The organism is Thermomonospora sp. CIF 1 (assembly GCF_001896795.1).
Taxonomy (GTDB): Bacteria; Actinomycetota; Actinomycetes; order Streptosporangiales; family Streptosporangiaceae; genus Thermomonospora; species Thermomonospora curvata.
Window position 1 is genome coordinate 1 of sequence record NZ_MOYN02000002.1, and the last position, 14,703, is coordinate 14,703.

General features: G+C 68.8%; 15 protein-coding genes. 6 read left to right on the top strand and 9 right to left on the bottom strand.

Going from position 1 to position 14,703, the window contains the following annotated elements; genetic code table 11:
• Positions 1-359: 359 nt before the first annotated feature.
• From BUE48_RS00065 to BUE48_RS00075, 3 genes are all read right to left on the bottom strand, one after another.
• Positions 360-1,145 (bottom strand): hypothetical protein, encoded by a 786-nt coding sequence (locus BUE48_RS00065; RefSeq protein WP_041439107.1) that lies wholly within the window; start codon positions 1,143-1,145, stop codon positions 360-362.
• A gap of 444 nt (positions 1,146-1,589) precedes the next feature.
• Positions 1,590-2,339 carry a hypothetical protein gene (locus BUE48_RS00070; RefSeq protein ID WP_012850406.1) on the bottom strand — a complete coding sequence of 250 codons (750 nt, stop codon included), beginning with the start codon at positions 2,337-2,339 and terminating at the stop codon, positions 1,590-1,592.
• Positions 2,336-2,716, bottom strand: a complete 381-nt coding sequence (locus tag BUE48_RS00075; RefSeq protein WP_148232871.1) for a mCpol domain-containing protein — start codon at positions 2,714-2,716, stop codon at positions 2,336-2,338. The genes BUE48_RS00070 and BUE48_RS00075 overlap by 4 nt, the downstream gene beginning before the upstream one ends.
• A gap of 1,406 nt (positions 2,717-4,122) precedes the next feature.
• On the opposite strand from BUE48_RS00075, the gene BUE48_RS00080 reads away from it, so the two are divergent.
• Both BUE48_RS00080 and BUE48_RS00085 read left to right on the top strand, forming a co-directional pair.
• Positions 4,123-4,269: a hypothetical protein gene (locus BUE48_RS00080; RefSeq protein WP_245536941.1), complete on the top strand. Its 147-nt coding sequence runs from the start codon at positions 4,123-4,125 to the stop codon at positions 4,267-4,269.
• 17 nt (positions 4,270-4,286) lie between these two features.
• The gene (locus BUE48_RS00085) at positions 4,287-4,607 is read left to right on the top strand and encodes a CRISPR-associated endoribonuclease Cas6 (protein ID WP_245536942.1); all 321 of its coding nucleotides are present in this window, start codon (positions 4,287-4,289) and stop codon (positions 4,605-4,607) included.
• 216 nt (positions 4,608-4,823) lie between these two features.
• Here the strand turns inward: BUE48_RS00085 and BUE48_RS00090 are convergent, their stop codons facing one another.
• The 3 genes from BUE48_RS00090 to BUE48_RS00100 all read right to left on the bottom strand — a co-directional run bounded on the left by BUE48_RS00090 (position 4,824) and on the right by BUE48_RS00100 (position 6,934).
• Positions 4,824-5,690, bottom strand: coding sequence for an alpha/beta fold hydrolase (locus BUE48_RS00090; protein ID WP_012850408.1), 867 nt, complete (start codon positions 5,688-5,690; stop codon positions 4,824-4,826).
• A gap of 14 nt (positions 5,691-5,704) precedes the next feature.
• On the bottom strand, positions 5,705-6,112 hold the full coding sequence (locus BUE48_RS00095; protein WP_286988213.1) for a hypothetical protein: 408 nt from the start codon (positions 6,110-6,112) through the stop codon (positions 5,705-5,707).
• Positions 6,113-6,334: 222 nt separating this feature from the next.
• A complete protein-coding gene (locus tag BUE48_RS00100) occupies positions 6,335-6,934 on the bottom strand; it encodes a TetR/AcrR family transcriptional regulator (protein ID WP_012850410.1) in 600 nt (199 codons plus the stop codon).
• A gap of 75 nt (positions 6,935-7,009) precedes the next feature.
• Here BUE48_RS00100 and BUE48_RS00105 point away from each other — a divergent pair, with 75 nt between their 5' ends.
• Positions 7,010-8,164: an FAD-dependent monooxygenase gene (locus tag BUE48_RS00105; RefSeq protein WP_286988216.1), complete on the top strand. Its 1,155-nt coding sequence runs from the start codon at positions 7,010-7,012 to the stop codon at positions 8,162-8,164.
• A gap of 48 nt (positions 8,165-8,212) precedes the next feature.
• Here the strand turns inward: BUE48_RS00105 and BUE48_RS00110 are convergent, their stop codons facing one another.
• Positions 8,213-8,545, bottom strand: coding sequence for a cupin domain-containing protein (locus BUE48_RS00110; RefSeq protein ID WP_041440401.1), 333 nt, complete (start codon positions 8,543-8,545; stop codon positions 8,213-8,215).
• A 193-nt stretch (positions 8,546-8,738) separates the two neighbouring features.
• Here BUE48_RS00110 and BUE48_RS00115 point away from each other — a divergent pair, with 193 nt between their 5' ends.
• The 3 genes from BUE48_RS00115 to BUE48_RS00125 all read left to right on the top strand — a co-directional run bounded on the left by BUE48_RS00115 (position 8,739) and on the right by BUE48_RS00125 (position 11,507).
• Positions 8,739-9,245 (top strand): PaaI family thioesterase, encoded by a 507-nt coding sequence (locus BUE48_RS00115; protein ID WP_012850413.1) that lies wholly within the window; start codon positions 8,739-8,741, stop codon positions 9,243-9,245.
• A gap of 190 nt (positions 9,246-9,435) precedes the next feature.
• Positions 9,436-10,599, top strand: a complete 1,164-nt coding sequence (locus BUE48_RS00120; protein ID WP_286988220.1) for a S1 family peptidase — start codon at positions 9,436-9,438, stop codon at positions 10,597-10,599.
• A 347-nt stretch (positions 10,600-10,946) separates the two neighbouring features.
• Positions 10,947-11,507, top strand: a complete 561-nt coding sequence (locus BUE48_RS00125) for a DUF3618 domain-containing protein (RefSeq protein WP_286988221.1) — start codon at positions 10,947-10,949, stop codon at positions 11,505-11,507.
• Between the two features lie 90 nt (positions 11,508-11,597).
• Here the strand turns inward: BUE48_RS00125 and BUE48_RS00130 are convergent, their stop codons facing one another.
• Positions 11,598-13,145, bottom strand: a complete 1,548-nt coding sequence (locus tag BUE48_RS00130) for an NCS2 family permease (protein ID WP_012850417.1) — start codon at positions 13,143-13,145, stop codon at positions 11,598-11,600.
• A 125-nt stretch (positions 13,146-13,270) separates the two neighbouring features.
• Positions 13,271-14,587, bottom strand: coding sequence for a hemolysin family protein (locus tag BUE48_RS00135; RefSeq protein WP_012850418.1), 1,317 nt, complete (start codon positions 14,585-14,587; stop codon positions 13,271-13,273).
• Positions 14,588-14,703 lie beyond the last annotated feature (116 nt).

Below are 14,703 nucleotides of genomic sequence, written 5' to 3' on the forward strand. Positions count from 1 at the left end.
CCAGCCGGTCCAAGTGTTGCGATCCCTCTGAGGGGTGATGAGGACCAGGCTCAGCGCCGCTGTGAGATGGTCCGGCTCGCTGCGTTGCGATCCCTCTGAGGGGTGATGAGGACCCCCAGGGTAAAGCCGCAGGCCAGAGGCACGGAAGCCCACCGGCTACGGTCCGGTTTTGCAGCGGACCGTCGGTTGTGCATCTGCCCAGGTAGGACGCACAAGCACGGCGGGAGTAAGAGCTGCACGACCACGGTAGCTCGCCAGTGGGCATCGTGTCGCTGGGTGAGCGAGCGTGCCTTTCCTCTGGAAGGCTGGGCATGGGTGGTGGTCTCGGGGTTGGCTGTTCAGCGTCTCTTGGAAGCGGACTAGGCGGCTTGGTGGTCGTTTCGCCTCCGAAATGGGGTGGTCGAACCGTCTCCGGGATGGTTCTCGGCAGGGGTGAGGAGCTGCTCGGTCCAGTCGATTCCCGCTGTTGCGATCAGGGTGGTCAGGCGGCGGACGAGGTGGTGTGCGGCCTCGGGGGACAGGCCGAGGGAGCGACGGGCGATTTCGGTGGGGGCGGTGTTCTCGCCTGCGGCGAGAGCGCAGAGGGCGGCGATGATCGGGCGGTGGGGGTGGGAGGTGAGGAGGGCGCGCAGGGTGCTTTGGGCTTGGACGCGCTCTGGGGGTGTGGTGGGGGCGGGGTGGAGCAGGGAGAAGGCCGAGGTGCCGAGGTTGGCGGTGAAGAAGGCGGGGTTGACGGTGTGCAGGGTCTGCAGTGCCTTGCGCATCTTCTCGGTGGCCTGGGTGGGGGTCAGGTTGAGACGCTGCCGCACGTCCTCGGGGACGTGGAGCAGGTCGGTGAGGCCGCGGCGGGCGCGGAACACCGCGATGATCGCCAGGTCCAGCAGGGACGGGTCGGTGCGCAGCGGAGCCGCCCAGCGGGCCTGGCGCAGGTCGCGCTCGGGGCGGGCGGCCGCGCCGCGGGCCACCGCGTCCTGGCGGCGGACTCGTCCCTCCAGGTGCCGCAGCGGATAGTGGACGAGCTGGGCGCGGGCGGTGCGCAGCCAGCGGGGGTCGGTGTCGGTGGTGGGGCGGGTGAGGTCGGCGGCGTCCTGCTGTTCGGCTTCGGGGGAGGCCAGGTGGGTGCGCAGCACGAGCCACTCCCGCACGGGTTCGCCGTTCCGGGTGGTGGGTACCGGGCCGTGCAGGGCCTTGCGGAGCCGGCGGAAACTGGTCGTCAGCAGGTCGTCGGCCGTGGCCTCGCAGTCGGCGCACCATCCCCGGCCGGTTGGCGCCTGGCAGGCGCGGCCGGCGTGCCGGGCTCGGCTCAGCGGATTGTGGGCGGCGGCGCACGGCGCGGGTCTGACCAGGGTGCAGAACGCGGCGAAGGCGACGATCTCGTCAGAGTCGGCCAGCTGGGCAGCTGGGCGACAGGCCGCATGCGGTCCCCTTCTGGGGCGGTAGAACTCGGCCGCGTTCTGGACGTGATGTCCGAGAACAAGCCAAGCTCAGGATGCCGATAAACCTCGAAACTCTCTCAGGCAGCAGCTGTTAGATGACACCGCTTCCTTATGTCCTTATGTCAGGGATGGCGGATGAGGAGATCTCTAAGGTTATCTCGGGGATCGCATCTGATATATGCCGCTGGCTATTCCAATTAGATTGGAGACAAGTCCGATTGTGGCGAGTATAGGGTTTTGTGAGTCGATGAAGGTTAGTATTGAAAAGCAGATGATGCCAACTATCAAAGTGGCTGTTGTCGTTCGCAAAATCCTTCGCACGTGGATGAGTTTTCGGAAGACAGATTGTACTGCCGGGGATTGTCTGAGTGGATAGTAGGAAAATCCCCCAGGTGGGATAAAGAAGTACAAAGACTTCTCGGGGTGTGCTCTGTCTGGTTGCTTGTGCAGCTCAAAAGCATACGTTTCGTGGCCGCCGGCAATTCCGATCAGCATAACGTGGGACATGAGAACCTTTGGTAGCCCGGTGACATCAATGAAAAGTCTTCCAGGCCTGGCCTGCTTTGATTGTCTTTCTAGGAACTTCTCCAGTTCTTCCAGTGGAACTGGCTGAGCCAGCTCCTGGTTTGACTGGCTTGCCTTGAGATTGTCTACAGTAGCTGCACAGCGAGATTTGATCCTGTCATCGATCTCTATGGAGGAATTCTTATATATTCCTGCCGAGAGGTCTTCTAGTCCAGATACGATCTTGTCGGCGAAGTCGGTTGAGGGGCCCTCTATTGTTGCTCCTGTGACGAATATGAAGGAGAATTTTGAGACAGCATATTTGTCGCCAAGGTGCAAGATGGAATTAATGTAGATGTCAACGTTGTTTGAGAAGGTAAAGATAAGCGCGGTATTCACCGTAGTGTCTCCGGCGTGAACGGGATGATCTTGTTCTTCCCGGTGGCCTTTGCCAGCTTGAGGGCCAGGTAGGCATCGCGCATTGTCTTTCCGTAGCCGCCGGAAAAGGTAAAGCTTGTTCCTCTGGACGTGGTACGGATCAGGTTGACTGTTGTCTCAATTTCTGATCTTGGCATTTCCAGGAGTATGCTGTCTCCGCCATGCAAGAGGACTTTGATGGAGGGGTTTTTGTTAATTTGATTGAAGAGCTCGTTTATTAGGTTCTCAAATTCTTGAGAGAGTTCCCTTAGCTTATTTTTGTTCTCTGTTATAACGTACACTTCTAGGTGGCGACCAATGTCGTCACCGTCTATCGCTAGGAACCAGTTGGTAGCCACTCTGACATCTTGCCGTACGTGTGGGGTATGTGCACACCGACTGGGACTGTTGAAGCTGTTGGGCCCTAGTTAGGGGATCCCTCTGTCGTGTGCGGTGGTGTGTAGCCATGGTGCGTTAACAGAGTTCCTGGGGGTGTGGGTTTTGTGGTATTACCCAAATTTGGGCGACCGAATTCCCCTATAAGGGATGTCTTATATTAAGGTGGAGTGAGAGCGGTGAGCCGTGAGCGGCGAGGGGGGTAGCGCTGAGGGTTCAGGAGTGTGTTCGAATTAGTGATATAGAATGGTTCTCTTCGGGTGTTGCGGCCCTGGCGGGGTGAGGACGTCAAAATTTCCCGTTCTGTTTGTGCGGGTGTAGTCCCTGCCGGAGAACCTAGTGCTCCCTGCTTATCTGCTTTCTTCTGAAACGTTTGGTGGCCGTGGTCGTCGGCAGGATCGGCGGGTGGGACAGGCCAACGCTCATGAGGACCAGCACGTCGCCACTGCCCGGGACCGGCCAGGGGGCAGACCGGTACTGGACAGCAGGGAGGGGACGAGGCCGCCGGTCTCCCAGGCGTCGGCCTGCTCGATGATCGTGCGAGGAATGGGCGTACTTCGGCGCCCGGTTCGCGGAAGTGGGTGCTGTGGGTGGCAGCGTCACGGTTGAGGGCCGTCAGCTCGGTGTCACGTAGCATCGCCGCGCACTCGCTGCTCACTGCGGGGGGAAGCAGCCGCCGGACCTGCTCGATCAGGTCTGCACCGCAGCGTTGTCCTTCGGCGCGCTGGTGCAAGCGCGTCCACCAGGGCGAAGATCAGCATGCCGGTGCAGCGTGGGAGCCGGTCGCGTTCCTTGTCTAGCCGACTGGCCAGACGCCGCCGGTGCCAGGCGCGCAGCAGGGACTGGTCGATGGCTTCGCCGTGGGCGACGCGTTCAAAGAACGTCGCCTGCACGGTCGGCCGGGACTCGGTCAATTTCTGCAGGTGCCTGGCGGGCGGCGGTGACGGCGCCGTGCTGCCGGGCCGCCAGCAGGCGCCAGGTCTCGGCATGTTGGGGGTCGAGCACGGCCAGCTCGTCCCAGAGACGGTGCCGCACCAGCCAGGCGTGCAGCTTTTCTGGTCATAGTACGGAGAATTTCGTCGGTTCTGGGACTTGCTGTCTGTGAAAAACTGAAGAAGGGGTGGATATGCGATTACGTGTGAAGATCGCGACGTCCGCGGAGAGTATTCCGTGGTCGGTGGTGTTGGCGCCCGGGCGGTCGTTGGTCTATGGCCTGCTGGCTCGTGTGGCGCCGGAACTGGGGACCAGGCTGCACGATTTCGGGTGGGGGCCGTATGGGATGGCGCCGTTCGGGTACGGGGCGCCGATGTTTCCGGAGGCGAGGCGGCGTCGTGGGGTGTATGCGGCCGGAGGGAAGGGATTTTGGGAGTTGGGGAGTCCGCTGCCGGCGGTGGTCGAGGTCTGGGCGGCGGGGTTGCGGCGGCGGGAGCTGATCGACTGGGGCGGGGTGGCGTTTCGGCTGCTGGGGGTCACGGTGGTGGAGCCGCCGGCGTTCGCCGCGGGGCGGGCGCGCTGAGGACGGTCACGCCGGTCGTGTTGAAGGGGTCCGGGCGGGACGAGTGGGGGGTTCGCCAGACCCGGCAGGCTTGGCTCATGCCCACAGATTCGGAGTTCCCCGCTTACTTCGAGGGGAATTTGCGGCGCAAGGCCGAGACACTGGGGTTGGACCCGGAGATCAGTCTGGAGAGGATCACCTGGGTCGGGGCGCGGCGTTCCTATGAGACGGGCAAGGGCAAGAAGCCCGGGGCGCTGATCGAGGTCGAGTTGCGCGGGGCGCCCGAGGTGCTGCGGGCGTTGTGGAGCTGGGGGCTCGGGCAGGCCAACTCGGCAGGCTTCGGGTGGGTGGCGGCGTGAGGCCGGGCGAGGTCGCTGTCGGCCGGGCGTCCGCTTCGACAGGTCGGCGCGTAATGCCATGGCGGTGCCCTCGTCGGCGCCGAGATGTGCGGTGAGCGCTTTCCATGTGGGCGGGGGATTTTGTGGAGGGCGTCCCGTGCGGTCGGCGGTGGGCCGGGAGCGGGCACAAGGGACCGGCCGGGGTGGTGCCGGCCGGTCGTTGTGCGGGTTCGCGGGTCAGGCGGGGACGGGTGTCTTGCGGCGCTGTTTGAGGATGCGGAGGGCCTCCAGCAGGTAGAGGCGGAAGACCGGGTAGTTCTCGCTCATGGGGAAGTGGCCGATCTTCTCCATCTTCAGGAAGGTGCAGTTCTTGATGGCCTTGGCGGTGCGGGCGCTGTCTTCTGGGGTGGTCAGGTAGTCGTACTCGCCGGTCATCATCACCAGCGGGCAGCGGTCCCCGTCGATCTCGCCGAGGCGGTCGCGCAGGTCGTGGTCGACCGAGTAGAAGTACAGGTCGCCCTTGAACGCCTCAGAGCCCTGGGTGTAGTAGAACCAGGTCTTGCGGCGGTCGGCTTCGGGGGACTGGGGTGCCATCAGGTCCCACACCCCGCTGGCGCACACCTGGGCGGCGTTGGCGTGCGGGTGCTGCCACCAGTCCAGGTAGAAGCCGGGCGAGTAGTCGGCGCCCTCCACCGCGATGATGCCGGCGAAGCGGTCCGGGCGGCGCAGGGCCAGTTGCAGGGCGACGTTCCCGCCGAACGAGCAGCCCATGAAGATCGGGTCCTTCAGGTCCAGGGCGTCGCAGAAGGCGATGATGAAGTTGGTGTAGTGCTCGGCGGTGAGCTTGTACTCCTCCTTCCACCACTCGGTGTTCTCGGGCGGGTCGGACTTGCCGTGGCGGGGCAGGTCGTAGGCGATGATCCGGTAGTCGGAGGCGATCTGTTCGTCCTCCAGCAGGCCGCGCCACTGGTGGTTGTGACAGCCCGCGGTGTGCTGGCAGACCAGCGGCTGTCCGGTGCCGTTCTCCAGGTAGAAGACCTTGTATTCCAGGCCGTCCACCTCGACGGTCACATAGTGCCCGGTTACCGGAGAGATCCTGCTCATGGCGGTGTCCTTCCTCAGACTGGGGAGCCGACGGTGCGCAGCAGCTCCAGCTGGCGGGTGATGCAGCGCAGGTTCTGCATGAGGACCAGCAGGTCGCCTTCCAGGCGCATGTCGCGCTGGAAGCTGGCGGCCCAGATCCCGTGGAACATCGGCGGCGGTTCCGGCTTGCTGAAGTTGCGCCAGGTCTCCGCGCTCGCCCGGATGGCGAACTGGTAGCGCACATCGAGCGGCCCCGGGTCGACGGCGACCTGGACCACCCGCCCGGACTCCACGCGGATCACGAAGGCGTGGTCGGTGGCGTCCAGCAGGTACGAGCAGGTGAAGTCCTTGCCGTGGGCCTGGATCTCGGGGTCTTCGTTGCTGGCTTTGGCGAAGGCGTCGGCCCACTGCTGGGCCGTGCGGGTCAGGGTCGGTGCGGTCATCGTCATGCTCCTCCTTGAGCTGGACGGGGCTGACCGCCGTCGCGTACGGCGTTCGGGCAGGTCTTTCGCGGTGTGCTCGCCGTGCCCGTTACGTCGCCCATACCCGCAGGACGACGCCCAATAGTTCACATAAAGATTCCTTTGACAGCGATTACCGGTGATTTACGGGCATGGGAAGGTTGCGGCATTTGCGCTGGTCGGGCGGCCAAAGAGGGGCAAGGGTCAGTGCCGCGCCGTGCCGGGGGTGTCCCGGGAAGGGCCGAGCACACCGGTGAAGAAGTCGGCCACGGCCAGGCGCAGCTCCTCCAGGGTCGGCTCGGTGCCGGCGCCGGCGAGCACGTAGAACATGACGCCCTCGCAGAACATCACCAGCTGGCGGCCGTGGCGGTCGGGGGCGCTGGAGCCGGCCGCGGTCATCAGCGCGATCGCCAGGTTGCGGAAGCGCCGGCCGCTTTCGTCGTAGAGCGTGCGCAGTTCCGGGCGGCGGGTGGCCTCCAGGGCCAGTTCGTAGCGGGCCAGGGTGCGCCGGCGGTCCTCGGTGAGCTGGGCGTGCAGCAACCGGGCGACCGCTTCGATCAGGACGTGCCTGCCGGGGCGTTCGGGCAGCGGTCCGGCGGCGGCGAATTGCCGTTCTTCCAGTTCGTTCAGTCGTTCCAGGGCCAGTGCCAGCAGGGCGGCGCGGGTGCGCGCCACGTTGGAGGCCGACCCGGGCGGCAGGGCGGCCGCCTCGTCCACCGCCCGGTGGGTCAGCCCGCGCATCCCGCGCTCGGCCAGCAGCGTGAGGGCGGTCTCGGCGACCAGCTCGGCGCGCGGCGATTTCATGCCCCCGGATACTACTTCCGTAGTGCCACTACAGCTATAGTGAAATCACTACGGATGTAGTGAGGAGTGGAAGTCATGCGGAAGGCGATCGTGATCGGCGGCGGGATCGGCGGGCTCACCGCCGCGGCGGCGCTCAAAGGCAAAGGCTGGACGGTGCGCGTCTACGAACGCGCCCCCGGCCTGGAACCGGTCGGCTCGGGCCTGGCCATCGGCCCCAACGCGCTGCGCGCCCTGGACACCCTGGGCATCGGCGACCGGGTGCGCGACCTGGCCGCCCTCGCCGGGGACGGCGGGCTGCAGCGCCCCGGCGGCGGCTGGCTCAGCCGCACCAGCGCCGAGGACGCCGCCGTGCGCTATGGCGACCTCACCGTGATCATGCTGAGGTCCCGGCTGGTCTCCCTGCTCAGCGGCCTGCTGGAGACGGACGATCTGCACCTGGGCGTCACCGTCGAGTCGGTCTCCCCCGACGACGGCACCGTGATCACCGACCGGGGGGCCGACCGCGCCGACCTGATCGTGGCCGCCGACGGGATCGGCTCCCGCACCCGGGCCGCCCTTTTCCCCGGCCACCCCGGGCCGCGCTACTTCGGGCTGACCGCCTGGCGGCTGCTGACCGCCGACCCCGGGACGATCGAGGCGTTCTCCGAGACCTGGGGCCGCGGCCTGCTGTTCGGCGTCACCCCGCTGGCCGACGGCATGCTGTACTGCTACGCCGCCGCACCCGCCCCCGCCGGGCGGCGCGCCCCGGACGAAAAGCGGGAACTGCTGCGGCTGTTCGGGACCTGGCACGACCCGATCCCCGGCCTGCTGGCCCAAGCCGACCCGGCGCGGATCCTGCGCAACGACATCTACTTCATGGAGCGTCCCCTGCCGGCCTTCCACCGGGGCCGCGTCGTCCTGCTCGGGGACGCCGCCCACCCCATGACCCCCCACCTCGGGCAGGGCGCCTGCCAGGCCATCGAGGACGCGATCGTGCTGGCCCACGAGGTCACCGACGGCGGCGGCCCGGCCGCCTACACCGCGGCCCGCCTGCCCCGCACCACCGAGATCATGCGCCGTTCCCGGCGGATCGGACGCCTGGCCGCGCTGCAGAACCCGCTCCTGGTGGCCCTGCGGGATGCGGCCATGTGGACCGCCAACCGGCTGGGCCCCTCCCTGGTGCTGCGCCAGGGCGACCCGGTTTTCGCCTGGCGTCCCCCGGCCGCGGCGGCGGGCCTCATCCGGCGGTAGGGGTCGATCCGTCCCGGATGCGGGCGGGATACGCGACCGGGACGTCGCTCATCCGCTTTTGGCAGTGGTCAGCAGGACGGCGGAGTCCTCGACCGCCTCCAGGGCGTGCCGGGCCGGTGGTATCACGAGCAGTTCCCCGGCCGTCCCTTCGATAGAGGCGTCGCCGCTGCGCAGCCGCACCCGGCCGCGCAACACCAAGAGCGTGGCCTCGCCGGGGGACTCGTGCTCGGCCAGTGCGCTGCCGGCACGCAGGGACAGCACGGTCTGCCGCAGGACGTTCCCCTGCCCGCCGTAGACGGTCTCGGCACCGCGTCCGCTGGAGGAGGACGCGGCCCGTTCCAGGAGCCGGTGTTCGATCTCGTTCAGGGAGAACTTCTCCATACCGCCGAGTCTGTCACCGCCGCCGGCGTGGATCTCGGCGCCCCGTTTTCCCGCGTGGCCGGACACCGGTCCTAGCTCTCCAAGCCCTTGGGCGCAGGGCGGTGGGCGGCGTGCTGATCACCGGTACGTATGATGCACGCGGTATGCATCCGTGCATATCTCCCGGTTCCGGCTCCTGGAAGGAAGCAGTCCGGTGAGCGACGCCCCTGAGCTTACGGACGAGACGATACGCGTCGCCGAGCTGCCCGAGGAGCAGCGCGAGTACGTGCAGTCCATGTTCCAGTCGGCGCAGCTGAGCGCGCTGCTCGACCTGCGGCTCGTCGAGATGAGCCCGCGGCACGCGCTGGTCTCCATGCCCATCGCCCCGCAGGCGTTCAACAGCGCCGGCCGGCTGCACGGCGGCGCCATCGCCACGCTGATCGACCAGGCCGCCGGGACCGTCGCCGCCCGCGCCGGCGACCTCGACCTGGCCACCCACAACCTGGTGACCGTGGACATGCACGTGCGCTACTTGGCACGTGCCAAGGGCGAGCGGGTGTACGCCAGGGCCGAGATCATCAAGGCCGGCAGCCGGCTCATCACCGTCGAGTGCAAGGTCACCGACGACGAGGAGCAGCTGGTGGCCTCCGCCGACTTCGCCATGATGATCATCCCGCGCACCGACCGTCCCCGGGCCAACGGGCAGGCGCCCGAGAGCTGAACCGGCCGTTCGGCGTCTCCACGCGCGGTGACCCCTGGCCGTTGGCGCGGCCTTGGCGGGCTGCACGTCTTTGAGCGGTGAGGTCCGCGGCGCCTCAGGCATGTCCCTTCAGTCCCGGGAGTTGAACTTCGCCCCGTCCCGGAGCCGTATCGCCCGGACGTAGGTCCAGACATCGAAGCCGGGAGGGGCCATGAGGCGTCCGGGTGCAGGTGATGAGAGCCGTCTGCGCACCGTGGTTCTCGCCGCCGGAGTGGTCGTCGGGACCGCCGGGCTGGCGGCCGGATCGCTGTATGCGGTGCAGGCCGGGGAACCGGCCGAACGCCCTGCGGGAACGGCGGACGCCGCGCTGACGGGAGCCGGCGGCACCCCGGGCGAGGCGGTGCGGGCGGAACCGGCCACGGCGGACCGGGTCGGCGCCGACGTCCTGGCCGCCCGGCTGGCCCGGCGGCTCGGCGACCGCACGGCCGGGGCCTACCTCGACGACGCCGGCCGCCCGGTCGTCACGGTCACCAACGCCGCGGACGCCGCCATGGTCCGCCGGGCGGGCGCGGTGCCGAAGCCGGTGCCCCGCAGCCCCGCCACGCTGAACAGGATCACCGGCACCCTGCGGCGCTCGGTGGGGAGCATCCCCGGCACCGGGTGGGCCATCGACCCCGCCGCCGGCCAGGTGGTGATGTGGACGGACGACACGGTCACCGGGGCGCGGATGGCGAGCGTCCGCCGGGCGGCGCGGCAGATGGGCCCGGCGGTGCGGATGGTGCGCATCCCCGGCCGGCTGCGCACGTTCGCGCTCGGCGGCGACGCCATTTTCGGGCAGGGCGCGCGCTGCTCGCTGGGCTTCAACGTCCGCCGCGGTCGGCAGAACTTCTTCCTGACCGCCGGGCACTGCGGCAACGTGGTCCGCACCTGGACCGCCGACCGGCGGGGCGCCCAGGTGCTGGGCACCACGGTGCGCAGCAGCTTCCCCGGCAACGACTTCGCGCTCGTGCGCTCCGCCCCGGGTGCCGCCGGGCGGGGCGCGGTCAACCTCTACAACGGCCGGGCGCAGGACATCGTCCGGGCCGCAGACCCCGTGGTGGGCCAGCGGGTGGTGCGCAGTGGAAGCACCACCGGGGTCAGCACCGGCCGGGTCACCGCCGTCAACGCCACGGTGAACTTCCCCGAGGGAACCGTCACCGGCATGATCCAGACCACCGTCTGCGCCGAGCCGGGCGACAGCGGCGGCCCGCTGTTCAGTGGCACCACCGCGCTGGGCCTGACCTCCGGCGGCGCGGGCGACTGCCGGATCGGCGGCGTCACCTTCTTCCAGCCGGTGACCGAGGCGCTGCGCGCCTTCGGCGTCGAGGTCTTCTGACGTCCCCGCGCCCACCTGATGGAGATGTCCGGGGACCGGGAGGCGGCCCGCGAGGCCATCAACCTCGCCCGGCAGCGCTGCCTCTACGGCCGGGCGGCCCGCCCGGCCGATGCCGCGGACGGCTCACAGCGGCCGTGGCGCGCTGGTTGAGGACGCCGAAACCGGGCATGCACAGCACTCACAGCGGACCTTTGTGCAACACGTGGCCTCCGGCCCTCACGCGGTGGACGGGTGCGGAAAGAAGGTTCGGGGCGGGCGAAGACTTCCGCGTCCATCCCCGGCCGGGGAACGCCTGAGGGCCCGAGGCACCGGGCGGATGCCGCCGTGAACGAGGAAGGGGCACGTCGATGACGACCAGCGAGTCGAAACCGGTCACCAGGCGGCAGGCGGAGGCCGACCGGACGGGTGCGCACCGGGCCGGGGACGGAGGCGGCGTCCAGACCGCCGAGCCCGCGGAGCGCAGGCGCGGCGCGCCGAGCCCCGAGGAGCTGCGGGCCGACATCGAGCGCACCCGCGCCGAGATCGGCGACATCGTGGAGGCGCTGGCGGCCAAGGCCGATGTGAAGGCCCGCGTCAAGGACAAGATCGGGCGGGTCAGGGGGAACCTGGCCGGCAAGGCGCAGCGGATCTCCGCGCCGCAGGCGCGTTCCACGGCGGCGGTCGTCATCGGCGCCGGGGCGGTGACGGCCGGGACGTGGATGTGGCGTCGCCGCCGGGCCGCCCGGCGGGCCAGGGCGCGGGCACGGGCCGCGGCGGTCGCGCTCGCCCTCACCCGCCCCGTCCTGACCTCGGCCGCCGCCAGGAACCCCTGGGTGCGGGGAGTCGCGGCGGCGTCGGTGGGGGCGATGGCGATCCGGCGCATGCGGCGGCGCCGCCGGGTGCACCGGATGGTCGTCGCGCCGAAGTGAGCCGAAAAGGGAACGGGACCGGCCTTGATGAAGACCGGTCCCGTTCAGGCGTTCCGCGGCCCGCTCCACCGCGGAGGCGCCGTGCGGCGATCAGCTCACGCCGAGCAGTTCCTTGATCGGGTCGAGGGTGAAGTAGATCACGAACATCAGCGAGATCACCCACATCAGCGGGTGGATCTCGGCGAACTTGCGGCGCGCGGCCTTGATCACCACGTAGGCGATGAAGCCGGCCCCGATCCCGGCGGTGATCGAGTAGGTGAACGGCATCAGCACGATCGTCAGGAAGGCCGGGATGGCCATGTCGTAGTCGCTGAAGTCGATGTTGCGGATCTGGGTCATCATCAGGAACCCGACCACCACCAGCGCGGGGGTGGCGGCCTCGAACGGCACCATCGACACCAGCGGCGAGAAGAACATCGCCACCAGGAACAGCAGCCCGGTCACCACGCTGGCCAGCCCGGTGCGGGCGCCCTCGGCGACACCCGCCGCCGACTCCACGTAGGTGGTGTTGGACGACACCGAGCCGACGCCGCCGGCCGCGGCGCCCACCGAGTCGACCAGCAGGACGCTCTTGACCCCGGGCAGGTTGCCGTCCTTGTCCAGCAGCTTGCCCTCGGCGCCCACGCCCACCACGGTGCCCATGGTGTCGAAGAAGTCGGCCAGCATGATGGTGAAGATGAACAGCAGGGCGGCCACCACGCCGGCCCGTTCGAAGCTGCCGAACAGGCTGAAGTCGCCGATCAGGCTCAAATCCGGCATGCCGATGATCTCATCGGGCAGCTTCGGCACGTTCAGCTGCCAGCCGTCGGAGTTGATCTGCGGCTTGCCGTCGGGGCCGACACCGGAGTTGAAGGGGCCGACCTTGGCCACCGCCTCCACGATGATCGCGATGATCGTGGTGGAGATGATGCTGATCAGGATGGCGCCCTTGACCCGCAGCGCCACCAGCACCACGGCGGTCAGCAGCCCGATCACGAAGACCAGGGTGGGCCAGCCGGACAGGCTGCCGCCGGCCCCGAGCTGCACCGGCACCGAGGATTCGCCCTCGGCGCCGGGGATGCGCCGGATGAACCCGGCGTCCACAAAGCCGATCAGCGCGATGAACAACCCGATGCCCACCGCGATGGCGGTCTTCAACCCGGCCGGGATGGCGTGGAAGACCGCCACGCGGAAGCCGGTCAGCACCAGCACCGCGATGATGATGCCTTCCAGCACCACGATGCCCATGGCGTCTTCCCAGGACATGCCGCTGGCCACGCTGTAGGCCAGCACGGCGTTGAGTCCCAGGCCGGCCGCCATCGCAAACGGGTAGCGCCCGAAGACGCCCATCGCTATGGTGAGCAACCCGGCGATCAGCGCGGTCGCCGCGGCCACCAGGGGGATGGCGGACCCGGGCTCGGTCAGGTCACCGAGGTACTGCCCGTCGGCGTCCAGAGCGGTGCCGATGATCAATGGGTTGAGGACCACGATGTAGGCCATCGTGAAGAAGGTGGCGAGCCCGCCGCGCACCTCCTGGCCCACGGTGGATCCGCGTTCAGAGATCTTGAAGAATCTGTCCAGTGCGTTGGCCGGCTGGGCGGTCTGCCGCCCGTCGGTGGACTTGGTGTCCTCGCCGGCACTGAGGTTCTCACTGCTCACGGCCGCAGACTGGCAGACGCCGACAACGCCCAAAAGGGGACGAGCAGCACGACTTCGCAACGAAAGCGTTACTGCATCGTCCCAGTTCACGACGGTTTCACCGACGTGGTGGCATCGCTCACATTTCAGCTCGTCTGCTGCCGGTCGGCGTCCTGCTTTCCGGCGGCCGACCCCCCGGCCGGGCGTATCCGCACGCCCGTGATGGCGTGCCGGTCGACCGCGGTGACCTCGATGATCCAGCCGCCGGCCCGCACCCGGTCGCCGGGGCGTTCGGGGATGCGGCCGAGCGAGGCCAGCACCAGCCCGGCCACGGTGGTGTAGCCGCCGGGCGGCACCGTGCCGAGCACCACGCCGATGTCGGGCAGGTCGTGGATGGGAAAACCGCCGGGCAGCAGCAGCGCCCCGTCCGGTTCGCGCCGCACGGCCATCACATCGCGGTCGGTCTCGTCGTAGATCTCCCCGACGATCTCCTCCAGCAGGTCCTCCATGGTGACGATGCCGTCCACCGCGCCGTGCTCGTCGATGACCAGGGCGAACTGCTGGCGGCCGGCCTTGAACTGCCGCAGCGCCTGGGAGACGCGCAGGCTGTCGGGGAGGGCCACCGCGGGACGGGCCACCTCGGCGACCGGTGCGGTCTCGTCGTAGGTGATCAGTTCCCGCAGGTTGACCACGCCGACGACGTCGTCCACATGCCCGGCGCGCACCACCGGCGCCCGGGAGTGGCCCGAGTTCGCCAGCTCCGTGCGGGCCCGCCCGACCGGGGTGTCGGCGGTCAGGGTGAACACCTCGCGGCGGGGCACCAGGATCTCCCGCAGGGTGCGCTCGTGGATCTCCAGCGCACCGGAGATGATCAGGCGCTGCTCGGCGGTCAGCCCCCGGTTGCCGAGCACCAGGTCCCGCAGCTCTTCGGGGGTGAGCTGTTCTTTGACCGCCTGCGGGTCGCCGCCCAGCAGCCGCACCACCACGTTGGTGGACGCCCCCAGCAGCCACACCACCGGGCGGGAGATCATCGACAGCAGGTCCAGCGGCCGGGCCGCCAGCAGCGCCCACCGTTCGGCGAACTGCATCGCCAGCCGTTTGGGCGCCAGCTCCCCGATCACCAGCGTCACGAACGTCAGCAGCGCCGTGACCAGCGCGATCGCCGCCGGCTCGGCCGCCTGTCCCAAGAACCCCAGCACCTCCACCAGCGGCCGGGCCAGCGACACCGCCGCGGTCGCCGAGGCCAGGAATCCCGCCAGCGTGATCCCGACCTGGATGGTGGCCAGGAACCGGTTGGGGTCGCGCGCCAGCCGCACCAGCCGCCGTCCGCCCGGCCCGCGCCGCTCCAGTTGCCGCAGCTGCCCTTCGCGCAGCGACAGCAGCGCGATCTCACTGCCCGAGAAGGCGGCGTTCACCAAGATCAGCGCACCGACCAGCGCCAGCACGGACCAGTAGCCGTCCATGGGCTGCCCCCATCCACTCCCGTCGGCGGGCCGCCTGCGAGCCACACTCGCGGGCGGCCCGCGCCCAAGACCATTCCTCTTGCCGCACGGCCCCGGCCGGGCCGGTCGCGTGCGGG